A 15,173-nucleotide genomic window follows, 5' to 3' on the forward strand; every position below is an offset into this window, starting at 1 on the left:
TCCACAATAATGCATGTTTATTGTAAACGACATTGTAGAGAATAACACTACAAAAGCCATTGCAAAAGACATTATTTTATGGAATACTTGCTTCATATCAATTATCAAAGGTAGAAATTTAAAAGATCTTTTTGATAATATCTTGTTAATTTACAGATTGCGACAACACTTTATAAGTACTATTTTTAGAAATAGTAGCTTAAATAGAGTAGAATTACTATTGAAGTTTACGCTCCAAAATAGTTATATATGCTGTTATTATGTAAAATAGAACTTCAATGTTTAGGCTTGGCCTCATAAAATTTTGGTTTAAACAATAGGCGAAGTGAGCGTAGATATTTTAGGCTATACAAATACAATTACCCTTTGGATGATTGGATTTACTCATGGTAAATTTATTATATAATAAGGAATTCGTGAACCTTACGGTTTGTATACAACACTTTACTAAATGTTCGTTTCTAATCGTATTTAGCTAAAAATGTACACTGTACATTTCCTTAACGCTAAATAGTCTAAAATATAGCGAATGAGCGCCATTGCATCCAGTGGATGGTTTTAGTTGGATACAGGTATTTACATAATTTAAGGAAAAAGAAATGCAATAAGACCTATGCTTTTATAGTTAAAGCAATTTTACATAACGTCAAATTATAGGATTTTATAAATGTCCTATAATTTATATTATGTAAAATACAAGTTTAATCTTCCCTGGGATACATAACACCTCTAGATGCTTACTCCAAAGTAATAAATTGCTTGTAATGATTATAGCGCTCAAAGATCTGTTGTATATAATTAACAGGTTCTGAGCCACGCACATAGCCATGTTTTACAACAGCTTTGTTATAATTTTTCGGAAAACGCAATGCCAATAGCATGTTTTCAACATTATCGGACCAGATCATTGGATCTAAACCATTTACTTCTGCTAAACGCTGTGCATCTTGCACATGTCCATAACCACAGTTAAATGACGCCAATGCCAATTTAATTCGGTCTAAACTATCAGGAACTTTATCGAAATAAGAATGCATAAGGTTTAAATAAGCTGTACCTCCTCGCAGACTTTCCTTAGGATCTGATAGATCTTTAATACCCAAGGAAACAGCCGTTGCAGGCATAACTTGCATTAACCCTGAAGCACCTGCCCATGATTCTGCACTAGGATCAAATCGAGACTCCTGGTAGACCTGTGATGCTATCAATCTCCAGTCCATGTCTATGTTGTTGGCATAGGTCTTTATAAGGTCGTCATATTTACTTATTTGATTATTCGTTAAACTATAATAGTCACTTCGTATTCTGCGTTTAAAAGACCTTCTATTTTTAAAATATTTATTATAAATAACACGATAATCCGTCTTTTTCCGTTCCGTTTTAATCCAGTTATTAATGACCATTCGGAAGTTCTTAGACTTTTTTCGAGTGACCCAAGCAATACGTTGTGATAGCGAAATAGGAACATCAATATTTAAAATCGAATTGTTAGAGGCATTTATATTGGCGAGGTTTTCATCAGCTATCGTGTATTTAATAGTGCCATCTGCCACCATATCCATAATCTCAGCGGTAGATAGCTGGCTACTCAGGGTATCAATAACAATGGTCCCTCCTATTTCGTTTGATAAACTCATTAACCGTTCGTGGTAGGCCGAATTTTTTCGAATGGATACCGTATCGTCAATTAATTCTAAAGGGTCATGTATGAGTTGATTTTCTAGTGTTTTCCATGACATTTTTAAATGGTTATCTGGTTTTTTTTGCACCAGTACTTGCTTGGTAAGGTATAAATATTCTGTAAAATCAACTTCCCGCTTGCGTTGATTGGTGATGGTCATGCCATGAGCAATCAGGTCTACATCACCTCTATTTAAGACTTCAAATTGAGCGTCTAAATCATCAGATATTATAATTTCTAGTTTTAGATTGAGATGGTCTGCAAGGCGCTCTAAAATTTCATATTCAAATCCCATCGCCTGACCTCTGTACAAGAAATAACTGGTGCTACTATAAACCACTAAAGCTCTTAAAACGCCATCTTCTGTGATATCATCTAAGTCTCGGTCTACTGAATTAGCGACAATGCTATCATAGAGGTCGTCTTCATTGGCCACTTTTAATTTTTCGCGCTGTTCGCAAGAAATTATTTGAAGCGCAATTAGGACTAATAAGAAGTATTTAAATTTAGTCATCTCTTAATACCAAATATAAGGATATTTGAATAAGCATAATTATGCCGCAGCATCTTCCATTAAGCGTTCTAGTTTTTTCTTATAGCGCATAAGATCAGAATAAAACCCTTTTACTAAATCACCATAACCATTCATATATAAAAATCGTAAGGATGCTATTCTGGCTTTATGACCTTCGTCATACAGCAAATAGTTTATACAATCATTCTCGCATCTAAAATCGGTAATTAGCATGGTATACCAGGGTTGTGTAGATTCGAGATATGCAAGATTTGTAGTAAACTTTTCATAGATGATTTTTTCAATATCGTCTATATTTTTAAAATACAATTTATAGAGACTACTGAGATACACTAGACTTTCAGAAGCTTCAGAATTATCTAATACTGCATTATCTATCCAATTCACGTTTTGCTTGTCTAGTCCTAAATCTTTGACATCAAATAATATGGTAGAAATTAAACTGCCATCATCTACTTTAATTTTATCATACTTACGCCCTAGTGTTTTTAAGTACACATTATCTAAAGTATCTAGTTCATTTCTAAATTTATCTATGTCCCTAATATCTTTTTCTAATTGCACCAGTACCCTATTTTGTAAGTTATTATTGGTATCTGTAATTTGTTGTTCTTTATTCCAATTATTAAGCCATAAAGCTATGAGAATACCAACAACAACAAGTATAATCTCGCCAATGGCATAAGCGATATAGTTGGTAAAGCGTTTTTCTTTGAGCATTTCGCTACGTATTTTGTTGAAAATTTTCATTAATATCTATTATTTAAAAAGCCTAGTGTTTTCTGTAAACCTGCTTTGTAGTCTTCAATATCTAATAAAAAGTCATTATAAAATAATTCAAAATAAGCTAGCCGATTAATATAATTAGGACTTTCAAAATAATTAAGACAATTTTCTTCACATTTCCCTTTAGTAATATAGTCTGAATACCAATCGTAATTATCGCGTAAGTATTCCATATTATTGACAACCTCTTCTAGTATAAGCTTATTTTTAAATTGAAATTCATCTTTGCTATAAATTTCATAAAAGCTCAAAATAGAATCGACATATTTATTTTTGGTCTTCAGATCTTTGTTATAATTAGATAACAATTCTTGTCCTTTAGATTTAAAATTAATGATATAGCTTCTTGCTAAGATATATCTACAGTCTACACAATTTCTTATCGAATCTTTAAATTTAGGTCTATAGAGCATTTTTTTGATAAGCTTTTGTGCAGGGTTCAAAGTTTTTATAGCATTTTTTGTTTCTTTTAAGTCGCTTTTAAAATCTGCTTCAATGACAGTAATGATGCGATTTAATTCGCTCTGGTCTCCCTTTTGTTGTTTCCAATCGTTAATAGCTAAGGCAATTAATATACCAATAACTACAAGTACAATCTCGCCAATGGCATAGGTTAAATATTTTCGTGTTTGTGTACCTCTTAGTAACTGAAAACGGGACTTACTGAAGAATCTCATGAGAAGAAAATATAAAATTATTATTGTTTTAAAACTATTTATATTCCGTTTAAGATAAATAGTTTGCTCTAGGATTTAAGCAAATAAAATCCAATATAATGTTGTCAATATTATAAATAGAAAGCTTAATGCAAAAAACAAGATTGATTTACGGACATTTTTAAACTTAAGATTTATAATCTTACTCTCAGTGTGTATTTGTTCAGCCAGTAATTTATATAATTCCTTTTCAGAACCACATACTTTTATTAATTCTGTAGTGTACTGATCCGTATCTCCAAATTTGTTTACAGCATCTCTAAAGAAAAAGACATTTTTATTATAGCTTAATTCTATTTGTGGTTTAAAACATCTAAAACAATAAAAAATAGAAATGGCTACTAAAGTAAGCCAGCAAACTAGTAATATTAATAATACTGTATTGTCCACAAAGACCTCTCTAAAACGCTCTATACGATCTGCAAAGAGTCCTAAAATTAGACTGTGAAATGAAAATACTATACCAGCTTTTAATTCTGATGCTCTTATGAGTTTTTCTAAGCGTTCTAACTGTTCCCAATAATTATTTGGATCTTGTGCCATTGATGAATTATTAAGTTAACAATTTACAAAATACATTTTCATGTAACCTCTATTTTTTACTTCAATTTCACCTCTATATTCACAGTCAAATTCAGACTTTACGATTTGGTAAGTGTTTTCAGAAATATTAATACGTCCTGCTTCTGAATTGCTTTCCATACGCGATGCAATATTTACAGCATCTCCCCAAATATCGTAGGCGAACTTTTTAGTACCTACAACACCTGCTACTACAGGTCCTGTATTAATACCAATTCTAATATCAAATGCTGCTGTTGTTATATCATCTAGTTTGGCATTAGCCACAAAATCATTCATTTCTTTGGCAGCTAATACCATTTCTTTTGCCTGGTCAATACTATCTAAACTCAAACCACCAACAGCCATATACGCATCACCAATGGTTTTAATTTTTTCTAAACCATACTTTTCCATAATTAAATCGAACTTAGAGAAATAATGATCTATGGTTTCTACCAACTTTTCAGGAGATAGATTCTCGGCATAACTCGTAAAGCCTTTGAAATCTGAAAACAGAACTGTAGTCGATGGGTATTTTTTAGCTTTTACTCTGCCATTATCTTTAAGTTCTTGCGCTGTTTCCTCTGGTAAAATATTGAGTAATAACTTGTCGGATCGCTCTCTCTCTAACGTTATAATTTTATTAGTAGCTCTCACAAACTTGTTCCGTTTAAATAAGCCAAAGGCTAACAAACCAATTAAAAATAAAACACCAACGGTTGCTAATAATATAATGCGGTTAGTTTTTCCTTTTTGTAATAAATTTTCTTCTCGTAGAATGCCTTTAGCTGTTTCATTTTCTGCATTTTCTGCCTCGAGTTCTCTTTTAGCCACTTCAAAATTCATAGACTTTTCTACGTTTTCTAAATTCACGACGCTATCTCTGTAGATAATATGAGTTTTATAGCGGCCTAAAGCTTCAGATGTATTGCCAGATCTTTCTAATAGTTGAGACAATTGTAAATTAGCGTCACTTATTTGGTCTTTTAAATGATATCTTTCTGCAAGTTTTAAACTTCTATTAGTATAATTAAATGCAGCGTCGTAATCTTTTTGAGCCACATAAATATCTGACATTGAATTAAGAAAAACAGAGATTGGATAATAATCTTCAACTTCTTCGAGGATTTTAATTGCCGCATTAATGTTTTCTTTTGCTAAGTCATGCTTACCTTGTTCTGCATAAACCATACCTGTATTCCCTTTATTATAGGCTTTACCAACAGGGTAATCTAATAGCTCAAATAGTTTTCCTGATTCTGCGAAATTTAATAAAGCTTTGTCGTATTGTCCGGTTTTATAGTATTCATCACCAGCGTTTAATAATGCGGATGCCAAACCGATTTCATCATTAATACTTCTCGAATATGTTATAGCTTCATCATAATATTTTTCTGCACTTTCGGAATTACCTAGCATTGAATAAGTATCTGCAATAGACCTTAATAAAGTACCTGAAAATTTAAAATCTTTATTCTCAATAGCTAATTCATTACATTTAGAAAAAGCTTCTATTGCTTCATGAAATTCACCTTTTAACTGCAAAGCATTTCCTTTCTGTAAAAAACCTATAATGCGGTAATCCAAAACAACCTCTTTTTTGAAAAGTCTATTGTTAGCTGAGCTTCCTGCTTCTTCTATTAAAGTTTGAGCATAAAATAATTTCTCCTCTGGATTCGTTTCGTTCTGTACAATCTGTGCAAGTAAAATTATAATGTCTTTTTTATTAAAAGTGGTTTTATACTCTTGTTTTAAATCATCTACAACTTCTTGATTTAGCTCACTATCATCTTGACATAATCCTTTTTGATAGCTGAACAAAAACAAAAAGCAGCACAATAATAAAATTGACTGCTTTTTAATATAAAATTTTAAATATTTACACATAAATAATACTTCATAATTAATTTACGATTGAGGCCTTTTACGTACTTGTAGTTTCGGATCAATAGTGAAACTTCTAGTCTTAAAAGGTATAGGGGCTACATTTGCCCAAATATTAGCTTGATAGTTACTCATTTTTTCCACTTGCGGGCCAGAACAAACAACTGGACCTTTAGTGTTGTTACCTGCAATACCTTCAATAACAAATGGAGCATCTGCAACCGATTTCCAAACATTATTGCTATAATTATTCATAAATGCTACTTTTGCACCAGAGTATACAACAGGTCCTTTCGCATTATTACCTGCAATACCTTCAATAACAAATGGTGCCAAAGCAACTAAATGCCATACATTGTTGGCATAGTTATTCATATAAGCGACTTGTTTTCCTGAATAAACTATAGCACCGCCTGAATTTTCGCCTGCTATACCCTCAATTACAAAAGGAGCATTGTTAACTTCATGCCATTTATTGTCAGCATAACTATTCATATAAGCAACTCTATTACCTGAGTATATTATAACTCCGTTCGCATTGTCACCAGTAATACCTTCAATATTAAAAGGTGCAAGAGCAGTCTCTTGCCATACATTTTTAGCATAATTATTCATGTAGGCAACTCTATTTCCAGAATAGACAATAGCACCTAAAGAGTTTTCACCGGCAACACCTTCTATTTCAAAAGGCGCATCATTAATTGCATGCCAAATATTTTTTTGATAACTACTCATATAAGCTACCTTTTGACCTACATAAACAATAGGACCATTTTCATTATTACCAGCAATACCCTCATATCCATTAAGCCCTATTGTAATCGTATAACTCTCGGTATCTCCTTCATTAATGGATTTATCATTCTTTATATTCGCTTTAAACTTATTATGTCCATTACCGCGACCAAACTGATTCATTAATGCAGAACCACCATCTTTTTTCACATTTTGAAAGAATACTGGTGTCATACCATTTTTAGCGACGACAGTCCAAGTTATCATCTGATTTTTGTACACTGACGAAACGTAGTGTTCAGGATCACCTAGAAGTCCATCAGGATCTCCCATATCATCCGAAAATGCGACCATTAAATTTTTGTTAAGTTCTGTAATGGCATCTGTATCTACAGTTACAGTTACATTAGTATCTTTTGCTGTACTCATGATTTTTAAAGTTTTTATTGATTAATAGCTAATTGTAGGGAGTAAGCGAATTATGTTATGGCTATAAGAAACTGATGTTCTAGAAATAATGCCTATTTCTATAGTATTGAATTTTTTCTTTTGGTATACTATAATGTGTTATCATATGGCTTTATCTAAAGCATACAATAAGCAGTGAGATAGTTCTACAGCACTAACCCATAGAAACTTTTATACCTAAAAACGGTATAAAAACATGCTCTGGTAAATTAGGGATAACAATAAATTAAGGTAGTGTTCTTAGGAAAGGAATAGTTTAAAATTACATATTATTGTCTTAAAAACCAAATATTAATAATTAATAACTAATTTACTCTTAGATAAATAACCTTAAAATTCATTAATTTATAAGCATAAAAAAAAGCCCATCATATTGTGATGGACTTTTTTATAACTTAGTTTCTACCACTAGTAACAATAAGCTTACCTTTTTGTATCCTATTTTTAGACCGTATAGTATATAAATAGACACCTGTACTTAATTGCCATTGTACTAATGGAATCTCACTATTGGCTTCAGTCTTAATCTGCGCTATTTGTTTCCCTTGGATACTATATAACGAAAATCTAATAGAATCATCCGTAGGACTTTTAACAGTAATCGCAGCATCACTAGATACTGGGTTTGGATATAATAGTATGGATTCATAACCCTGTTCTTCAACACTTAAGGCCTCACTACCAAGATTTATATTATCTATAAAAATCGGTTGACCAAAACCATTTATATTCCTAAATTTTATATTTACAGTGTCTGAACCTATAAATGCTGTTAGGTCAATAGTTTCTGTTCTCCATTCATCATCTGCAGGAACAAACTCTACTGTCGTATCTGCTGCAGTAGCAAGCACAGTACCAAATTTACTATACACTGTAGAATATGTTGCACCGCAATCTATGGATACTTGTACTTCTAAGCCATCGGAATAAACATCTGAGTATTGGGCATAAGCAACATCAAAGCTTAGTATTGCATCTTCTGTATTGGTTGCAGACATATTTAATGGTGCAATAATATCGCAGGTCTCCCCTTCTTCTGAAATAATATAATTATTTACCATCATACAACTCGTACTTAATCCAAAACCACCAACATTTGTACTATAAGTCCAAGAGAAATTACCCGAAGATTCTTGAGACCAACCTTCTGGTACAAATTGAACTTCAAAATCTTCTTCTAATTCTGTAGTACTTAATGCTTCTATATCTATCGTTATAGAATCACTTGCAGAGATACCTGCTGCATTTGTAACTGTTAATGTTACTATATGACTGCCAATCATTGTAAATGTCACTTCAGGATTTCGTAAATTAGAGGTCGTAATATTTCCATTTTCGAATGTCCAATCCCAGGTTGCTCCTGTATGATTTAACATAGAATAATCATCAAAATAAAATATGTCTTCTGTACAAGATGCACTAAACTTATCGACCATGATATTGGCAACAGGTCTACTTGGCGCTTCATACAAAGGACTTTCCCAAATACCTTTGCCATAACTTGCCAATCGTATTTTGCCATCTCTATAAAAAGGTTTTAAAGCACTTGTTCCTATCGTAGCTGGTAAATTTAAATTATCAATGGCCCAAGATGCCATGGTATTATTTTTATAATACACAGATGCGCTTGTACCAACATATACTCCTCCATCTGTACCTCCTATAGTAACTATAGATTGAATGTTTTGCGCATTTAATTCACTTGAAGTTTCATTGGTCCATGATGTACCACCATTAATAGATTTAAAAACTTTGCTACCATCATTTCCTCTAGCATATGCTACCCAAATAATTTGATCGTTTTCTGGATCTAAACTTATTAACGCTAAACTTCCTCCAGTGCTAGGCAAGCTAATAGTTGTGTTTGTTTGCCAATCATCTGTGGTTTTAACTATAGCCGCATTGCCAAATTCTTTACGCACAACGATATACATGGTTTCTGTGTTTGAACGTGAAATTTCAATATCTAAGACTTGATCGTTAGTAGCTGCAGTGAACATAGATGAAAAACTTGTACCACCATTTGTGCTTTTAAATAACTGATTGTCGTTTCCTAAGTAGACAATGTTATAAGAACTAGGATGAAACTCCATTTCCGATGATTCTGCAAACCAAGGACTTTCAGTTGGTAACATTTCTATTGACGCGTTAAGAATAGCACCATCAATAGCTTGAGGTATAATTTTACTTCCAATATTTGATGAATAAATACGCAGATCATTACCAGGATTAACATATCCAGAAGCGGGTTCTCCGCCTCCTAAGTCTAAAAAGGCACCACTTGGAAATCCTTCATAATACACATCTACTCCATTATGAAATGTACCACCTATGAGTAAATCATTATTCCATCCAGAATCAAAACCCCAAAAATCAACACCATGAACACCATTCATTTTAAATTCTGGTTGTGAACCAAACAAATCCATTGATTTATAGACACCACCATCTGTACTTGCCCAATACTCATTGCCAAAGGCCCTAAAATCTTGCATGTCTACATGCATAGGATTGTAATCACCACAACCATAATTATAAATACAACTAAAGGTTTGGCCACCATCTGTAGAGCGCCACATACCTATGCCTCCTACTAATATTTCATCAGGATTTGTATTTGAAGCCATCATAGCACAATTATAAAAGCCTTGATTAAAACTGAAGCCATTGGTTACTGGGCTAGAAGATATAAGATTTGGATGCCCAGGATCTGTATACGGTGAACCATCATAACTCATCGTATTAACCCAAGATATTCCACCATCATTACTTCTATATATGCCTATAAATCCATTATCACCAGGTTTAGAATCACCAATAAGATAGGCATAAATACGATTCGAATCTGCAGCACTTACTGCAATTCTTGCTCCGACAACAGTACGACTTGAATTAGTAGAATTATACCAACCTGTAGTTTGCGGTGTCCATGTAATACCAGAATCTACTGAAGTTAAAAATTGATGTGTATTTGTCGCTTCATTTCGTCTAACAGTATATAATATATTAGGATTATCAGATTTTGCCTTGACGTCAAAGCATTCAAAATTTAAAGTTTGAGTCCAACTAACACCACCATTTATAGTACGATGCATACCTGCTTTGCTTGCTACTAATACAATCTGAGGATTAACAGGATTGATGAATATTTCAGCAGGATTTTCAATATAACCAGATAAAGTAATAGTACTATCAAATACAACTGACCATGTATTGCCACCATTTGTAGTCTTTAAAATTTCACTACCAGAACCAATATATACAATATCTGAATTCGTGGGATGTACTGCTAATGCTGCAACTCCTGCATTTGCCAATACGACTTGTGGCGCTAATGAGGTCACAAGTGATAAGGATACATTAATCCAATTATCGCCACCATCATTTGTTTTATAGACTTCTCCATTCTCAGTTCCGCAATACAGCACATTAGGAGAGGCAGCACACTGACCTACAGAATAAACATTCGCTTGTGCTCCGCTTAATACAGCACCACCTTCACGAAAATTTTGAAACGGACCAAGTATAGACCAATTTCCAGATACACGCTTCTGTTGTAACAAAGCATTAGATTTCCTCCTATCTAGAAGGTTTCTAAGTTTTATTTTTTTTTCTACGTCATAGAACCCCTCATCATTTATAAAGTTGTTTATAGCTTTTCTCCAGCGTTTATAAAATTGCGTATGATATGATTTCACAAAAGAATTGTCTTTATAATACGTCTTGTAAAGATTATCTACAGTATTCACATTCGGATTTTCACTATACATTACTTTAGCCCATTCTGGAGCTTTTTTATAAAGCGCCCCACTTTTAATTGGGTAGCTTGTTTGTGAAAATGAAAATGCACTAATAAAAAATAAAATAAAAACGACGTTTTTTAACATAGCAAGTTTTTTAATTCTACAATTTAGCTCAAATAATTATATCTACTAGTATATATAAACCAATTATAGATCAAAAATCCCGCAATAAAACCACTATATTTTAAAATTCTTTTGAAAATAAAACTATTACAATCAAAAAAGTCCATCACATTGTGATGGACTTCTTTAACTTAGGTTAAGCGATATATTAGATAACTTTTACGTTTACTGCGTTTAATCCTTTTTTACCTTCTGTAAGATCGAATTCAACGGTATCGCCTTCGCGAATTTCGTCAGTCAATCCAGAAATGTGAACGAAATGTTCTTTGTTTGAACCTTCTTCTGTTATAAATCCGAAGCCTTTAGCGTCGTTGAAGAATTTTACTGTTCCTGTACTCATAATGTAATATAATTTATTGTTATTAATTACTTAGTAGTATCCAACAAGTGTGCCAAAAATTAAATACCGTCAAATAACAGATTTATTAATACTTTAAAACGATACGTCGATAAAATCGTCATCTATAAGCTACTAATTTATGTAACTCTTATTTTGAGAATAATTTTGCTTTTGAGATATGCCTCTATTTCTATTAAAGCTTAAGAATTATGGATACAAATTTCTCTTTATTTAATTAGATCAACAGTCTCTCTTATTGGTTATTAGTTTCAAGCGATTACAGACCATCTGTTATTTTAGATGCAAAATCAGACAGTTATAGCTTCAGGCTTACTTCGTTTAAAACGAAAAGTTAAAAAACGCAAATAAAATTTAGGTTTTAATACAATTTGTTATCTCGCTAATTTCCTTAGCGCCACCCATTGTTTTAGCATTTCTCTAGAATCTACTGCAGGATAACCTAATACTGTTTTTCCAGCTGCGACATCTTTCATTACACCAGATCCAGCACCAACGGTTGCACCAGAATGAATTGTTGTGTGATCTTTAATAGATGCACTACCACCAATAATAACACCATCTCCTAAGGTTACAGAACCAGCTAATCCACTACTCCCAGCCATAATACAAGAACGTCCAAGTACACAATTATGAGCAATCTGCACAAGATTATCTATCTTACAGCCATCTCCTAATATTGTAGAACTGAACTTAGCACGATCTACACAAGAATTCGCACCTATTTCTACAGCATTACCGATAACAACATTACCTATATGTGGAATTTTAACTAAACCTCTACCGTCGTCACTTGGACGGTATCCAAAACCATCTGCTCCAATACTTACATTGGTATGAAAAATACAATAACTACCTATAACACTGCGCTCTCTTATCACAGTTCCCGACCACACAGTAGTATGATTGCCTATAGTTGTTTCATCTAAAATAGTCACATTAGGATATAACGTAACATTTTCACCCAATACAACATCTTTACCAATATAACAGCCTGCACCTATTTTAGTTCCGTTTCCAATTTTTACTGAAGCATCTACAGTGGCTGAAGGATGAATTTCTGAAGAGAAATGTGGTGCGTCTAGCGTAAACACATCTAATAATTTAGCCATAGCCAAATCTGCGTTTTTCACTTTAATTAATACACGGTTTTCGCCAGGTTCTAAATCTATGTTGTCATTAATAATGGCTAAAGATGCTTTAGAGTCTGCCCAAAGGCCAGCATATTTTCTACTTCCTATAAATGTGGCGTGGCTAGTATTAGCCTTTTTAATTTCTTCTAAGCCTTCTATATTTTGAGTCGTATTTCCAACGATTTCACCATGTAGCATGGCGTTAATTTCTTGAATAGTAAATGATTTCATTCGTACTTTAATATCTATAAGTTAATAGACATACAAGATACTGTTAAAAATTTTAAATTGAAATTATCTTTGGAATAGATACGAATAGAAATTTACCAACTTATTGGACGGTAATCTTTTAAGAATTTACCACACCAATGTTTACCTGTGTTAATACCATCAAAAAGTGGATCCATTACGCGTGCAGCACCATCTACAATGTCTAGTGGTGGCTGAAAATCGTGTAACTCCTGCTTCCGTTTTGCTAATTCAGCAGGATCTTCGTCTGTTACCCAACCTGTATCAACAGCATTCATGTAGATACCATCTTTAGCTAAACTACCTGCTGCAGTGTGCGTTAACATATTTAAAGCAGCTTTAGCCATATTGGTGTGCGGATGACGGTCTTCTTTAAAGAATGAGTGGAACTTCCCTTCCATCGCAGACACATTAATAATATGTTTTTGACCTGTGTTGTCTTTTTTCATCACTTCAGATAAACGGTTACAAAGAACAAATGGAGCTACTGAGTTAACTAATTGAACTTCAATCATTTCTGTAGTTTCTATCTCACCTAACTTTAACCTCCAACTATTTGTTTTTCTTAAGTCTACTTGTTGTAAATCAGCATCGAGTTCACCTTCAGGAAATACTTCTTGAGCCACCAAAGTATTATCGAAACTATATGGGATTTGAGAAAGTTTAGCAGACGACCGTAAGCCGATACCAGGTTCTGGTCCGTGCCATGTTACAGGCATGTTTTTATTAGAAGATGCACCAGAAGTAAGTTGCTTTAACTCATCTAAACATTCGGTATGATCGTTTAGTACATCTCTAGCAAACTTTGGCAATGCTTCTATTGGCCGTTCTTCATTTTGCATTAAATGACTGTAAAAACCAGCTGGTCGTCTTACAGTTTGTGCCGCATTATTGATAAGAATATCTAATTTATCGTAACGTTGTTCTATAAAATTACAAAAGATTTCTACACTCGGAATATGTCTTAAATCTAAACCATGAATTTTTAAACGATGGCCCCATTCTGTAAAGTCATCTTCTTGTGAAAATCGTAAGGCTGAATCTACAGGGAAACGTGTTGTCGCAATAACAGTCGCACCTCCACGTAATAACATTAATGTAATATGATATCCTATTTTTAATCGCGAGCCTGTAATAACAGCAACTTGCCCTTTAACATCAGCTGTTTGAAAACGCTTGGCATAATTAAAATCACCACATTCTGTGCACATGGTGTCATAAAAATGATGAAGCTTGGTAAATAAAGTTTTACAAACGTAACAGTTACGAGCAGACTCTAATTCTAATTGTTCTTTGGCCTTTAAATCAGCCTCAGGCAGAAGCTTGGGCGCCACGAATATATGTGCTTCTCTTGCACTACGAATACCAGTGACCTTACGTGCATTTTTATCGCGTGCCGCTTGTTTTCTTTTTGCAGCTTTTTTAGCATCTTTTTTTCGACGAGAAAACTCTTCTCTACTTGGACGCGATAATTGTCCGGATGCAGTTATAAGTGCTGTACGTTGTGGTTTTGGAATTTCAAAAATCTGATCTGTATTTGCAACTAACCGTTCTAAAATGATGATGCACTTTTCAATCTCTTCTGGTGAGATGTCTTTAGATTGGTTTGTAGTGTCGTTACTCATAACTATAAATGAAATACCTTCTATGTGGACTAGGCCTCCTGAAGTTCTTTCTTAGATTTTCTGTATAAATATGAATTAAAGATACTACGTCTAGCAAATCGCATTTGTTTATCTGAATTCAGAAACTTGATAAATACACCTTTAGGCACTCCAAAATATTCATAAGTACTGCCATCTAAAAATGTAATTTCTAGCTGTAAGCCTTTATGCTGAAAATCTTGAATACTAGAATTCGTTATAATTTCTGTGTATTCTGCTAAATTAGCAGCCTTAGTTTCTGGAGCAATACTTACTAAAAAATGATACCCATCAATAATTTCAACACTTTTTAATTCGGCTTCTTCTTGACCAACATCACCATCTTGAAATTTATCTGGATGCCATTCTTTTACTAAATTTCTATAGGTTTTTTTTAAGGCTTTTAAATCTATTGAACCTTCTATAGAAAATAGTGTTTTGTATTGTTTAATGCGCTTCATTATGTGTGCTTTGAATTAAGGCGCGAAATTACGC

General features: G+C 33.2%; 12 protein-coding genes. All 12 read right to left on the reverse strand.

Translation table 11 applies throughout. The features are described from left to right. On the reverse strand, nt 1-96 hold a 96-nt coding region (locus B2U95_RS16325), incomplete at its 3' end, for an HYC_CC_PP family protein (RefSeq protein WP_414727683.1). Between the two features lie 641 nt (nt 97-737). Continuing rightward, a complete protein-coding gene (locus B2U95_RS14495; RefSeq protein WP_296317383.1) occupies nt 738-2,195 on the reverse strand; it encodes a transporter substrate-binding domain-containing protein in 1,458 nt (485 codons plus the stop codon). A gap of 39 nt (nt 2,196-2,234) precedes the next feature. Further along, the gene (locus B2U95_RS14500; protein WP_296317385.1) at nt 2,235-2,966 is read right to left on the reverse strand and encodes a hypothetical protein; all 732 of its coding nucleotides are present in this window, start codon (nt 2,964-2,966) and stop codon (nt 2,235-2,237) included. Beyond that, nucleotides 2,966-3,679 (reverse strand): DUF6090 family protein, encoded by a 714-nt coding sequence (locus B2U95_RS14505; protein WP_296317387.1) that lies wholly within the window; start codon nt 3,677-3,679, stop codon nt 2,966-2,968. Before B2U95_RS14505 ends, B2U95_RS14500 begins: the two co-directional genes overlap by 1 nt. Before the next feature lie 75 nt (nt 3,680-3,754). Next, entirely contained in the window at nt 3,755-4,261 is a 507-nt protein-coding gene (locus tag B2U95_RS14510) for a Pycsar system effector family protein (RefSeq protein WP_296317388.1), read from the reverse strand. Nucleotides 4,262-4,276: 15 nt separating this feature from the next. Next, complete coding sequence (locus tag B2U95_RS14515; RefSeq protein WP_296317391.1) at nt 4,277-6,103, reverse strand: adenylate/guanylate cyclase domain-containing protein; 1,827 nt, start codon at nt 6,101-6,103, stop codon at nt 4,277-4,279. A gap of 87 nt (nt 6,104-6,190) precedes the next feature. Then, complete coding sequence (locus B2U95_RS14520) at nt 6,191-7,330, reverse strand: hypothetical protein (protein WP_296317393.1); 1,140 nt, start codon at nt 7,328-7,330, stop codon at nt 6,191-6,193. A gap of 434 nt (nt 7,331-7,764) precedes the next feature. Continuing rightward, nucleotides 7,765-11,256 (reverse strand): T9SS type A sorting domain-containing protein, encoded by a 3,492-nt coding sequence (locus B2U95_RS14525; RefSeq protein WP_296317394.1) that lies wholly within the window; start codon nt 11,254-11,256, stop codon nt 7,765-7,767. Between the two features lie 187 nt (nt 11,257-11,443). Beyond that, nucleotides 11,444-11,635 (reverse strand): cold-shock protein, encoded by a 192-nt coding sequence (locus B2U95_RS14530; protein WP_296317396.1) that lies wholly within the window; start codon nt 11,633-11,635, stop codon nt 11,444-11,446. Between the two features lie 392 nt (nt 11,636-12,027). Continuing rightward, entirely contained in the window at nt 12,028-13,017 is a 990-nt protein-coding gene (gene lpxD / locus B2U95_RS14535; RefSeq protein ID WP_296317398.1) for a UDP-3-O-(3-hydroxymyristoyl)glucosamine N-acyltransferase, read from the reverse strand. A 92-nt stretch (nt 13,018-13,109) separates the two neighbouring features. Continuing rightward, nucleotides 13,110-14,660 carry an SDR family NAD(P)-dependent oxidoreductase gene (locus B2U95_RS14540; RefSeq protein WP_296317400.1) on the reverse strand — a complete coding sequence of 517 codons (1,551 nt, stop codon included), beginning with the start codon at nt 14,658-14,660 and terminating at the stop codon, nt 13,110-13,112. A gap of 29 nt (nt 14,661-14,689) precedes the next feature. Beyond that, on the reverse strand, nt 14,690-15,139 hold the full coding sequence (locus B2U95_RS14545; protein ID WP_296317402.1) for a KTSC domain-containing protein: 450 nt from the start codon (nt 15,137-15,139) through the stop codon (nt 14,690-14,692). Between the last annotated feature and the right edge of the window lie 34 nt (nt 15,140-15,173).

Source organism: Winogradskyella sp. UBA3174, assembly GCF_002364335.1.
Lineage (GTDB): Bacteria > Bacteroidota > Bacteroidia > Flavobacteriales > Flavobacteriaceae > Winogradskyella.

Excerpts from the sequence above, each read along its gene's own strand:
- B2U95_RS14540 (WP_296317400.1), bottom strand. The coding sequence starts at position 14,660 with ATGAGTAACGACACTACAAACCAATCTAAAGACATCTCACCAGAAGAG.
- B2U95_RS14520 (WP_296317393.1), bottom strand. The coding sequence starts at position 7,330 with ATGAGTACAGCAAAAGATACTAATGTAACTGTAACTGTAGATACAGAT.
- B2U95_RS14525 (WP_296317394.1), bottom strand. The coding sequence starts at position 11,256 with ATGTTAAAAAACGTCGTTTTTATTTTATTTTTTATTAGTGCATTTTCA.
- lpxD (WP_296317398.1), bottom strand. The coding sequence starts at position 13,017 with ATGAAATCATTTACTATTCAAGAAATTAACGCCATGCTACATGGTGAA.
- B2U95_RS14495 (WP_296317383.1), bottom strand. The coding sequence starts at position 2,195 with ATGACTAAATTTAAATACTTCTTATTAGTCCTAATTGCGCTTCAAATA.
- B2U95_RS14530 (WP_296317396.1), bottom strand. The coding sequence starts at position 11,635 with ATGAGTACAGGAACAGTAAAATTCTTCAACGACGCTAAAGGCTTCGGA.
- B2U95_RS14510 (WP_296317388.1), bottom strand. The coding sequence starts at position 4,261 with ATGGCACAAGATCCAAATAATTATTGGGAACAGTTAGAACGCTTAGAA.
- B2U95_RS14500 (WP_296317385.1), bottom strand. The coding sequence starts at position 2,966 with ATGAAAATTTTCAACAAAATACGTAGCGAAATGCTCAAAGAAAAACGC.
- B2U95_RS14545 (WP_296317402.1), bottom strand. The coding sequence starts at position 15,139 with ATGAAGCGCATTAAACAATACAAAACACTATTTTCTATAGAAGGTTCA.
- B2U95_RS14505 (WP_296317387.1), bottom strand. The coding sequence starts at position 3,679 with ATGAGATTCTTCAGTAAGTCCCGTTTTCAGTTACTAAGAGGTACACAA.